At 68.3% G+C, this 596-nt stretch carries 1 protein-coding gene; it reads right to left on the bottom strand.

Annotation, left to right across the window (positions count from 1 at the left end):
- Nucleotides 1-486 (bottom strand): helix-turn-helix domain-containing protein (locus ORI27_RS32915; protein ID WP_266001440.1); only part of this gene is annotated, 486 nt, incomplete at its 3' end.
- Between the last annotated feature and the right edge of the window lie 110 nt (nucleotides 487-596).

Raw genomic sequence — 596 nt, 5'->3', positions numbered from 1 at the left:
GAAGCGGGCCGGATCAGCGATGAGTACCCGCTTGCCCTCGGCCAGGACCGCGTTGTTGGCGGTGTTCCACGACACCGCCAGGGCTTCGGCGACTCTGGCCACGCTCAGGTGCTGGCAGACAAGGGCTTCCAGCGCCCACCGCAGCGCGCGGCGCGAGAGCTTGGCGCGTGGTTCGGCGGCCTTGCTGGTGTCCTGGCGCCACACATGAGCGCAGCCGGTACATCGGTAGCGGCGGACCGTGACCAGCAGGGTCGTGGGTCGCCAGCCGAACGGCTCGTGCGCAAGTTGGCGGGTCACGCTGTCACGCACGGTGCCCTGCTCACCGCAGCGGCGACACCACGAGTCGTCGCCGCTGATCCGGCACGCCAGCAGAGCCCGGTCGGTTTCCAGCCGTTGCCCGGTCACCTCCAGTCCGAGTTCATCAAGGCGGCAGAAGGTGGTCAGATCGGCGCAGCCAAAGGCGGCGCCACCGGTAGCGTTGAGCACGTCGAGGTCTTTCGGATGGCTGGCGTAGGAACCTCCATCCTCGGAAGACCTCGACCCCTATCCCGGCAACGACGCGCCGACCACCGCTACACCCTCATCTGCGAAGAGCC

It is taken from the genome of Mycobacterium pinniadriaticum (assembly GCF_026242045.1).
Classification (GTDB): Bacteria; Actinomycetota; Actinomycetes; order Mycobacteriales; family Mycobacteriaceae; genus Mycobacterium; species Mycobacterium pinniadriaticum.
This window is presented reverse-complemented; position numbering and strand designations above follow the sequence as displayed.